At 70.9% G+C, this 471-nt stretch carries 1 pseudogene; it reads left to right on the top strand.

Going from position 1 to position 471, the window contains the following annotated elements:
- Positions 1 to 13: 13 nt before the first annotated feature.
- Positions 14 to 471: pseudogene (locus QQ657_RS56530) on the top strand (Crp/Fnr family transcriptional regulator); the annotation flags it as partial.

Below are 471 nucleotides of genomic sequence, written 5' to 3'. Positions count from 1 at the left end.
GGTGGTTCTCGCTGTGACTGTCACCGACCCGGTGGACTCCGACCAGGCCCCGCTGAGCCTCGGACGGGCCGCCGCCCGCACCCTGGCCACGACGACCAAGTCGGTCCCCCAGATGCAGGGCATCTCCTCCCGGTGGCTGCTCAAAGTCCTGCCGTGGGTGGAGGTCTCCGGCGGCGCCTACCGCGTCAACCGCCGCCTGTCCTACTCCGTCGGCGACGGCCGCGTCACCTTCACCACCACCGGCGCCGACGTCCGCGTCATCCCACCCGAACTCGGCGAACTCGCCCCCCTGCGCGGCTACGACGACGAAGACGTCCTCGCCGAACTCGCCTCCCGGTTCTCCCAGCACGAGTACGTGCCCGGTGACGCGCTGGTCGAGTTCGGGTCCCGGGCCGACCAGGTGTTCCTCATCGCCCACGGCAAGATCACCAAGGTCGGCACCGGCGCCTACGGCGACCAGACCGTGCTGGG

The sequence above is a fragment of the Amycolatopsis ponsaeliensis genome, assembly GCF_030182635.1.
Classification (GTDB): Bacteria; Actinomycetota; Actinomycetes; order Mycobacteriales; family Pseudonocardiaceae; genus Amycolatopsis; species Amycolatopsis ponsaeliensis.
The sequence above is the reverse complement of the archived record's forward strand: the minus strand, read 5'-3'. Positions and strand labels throughout refer to the sequence as shown.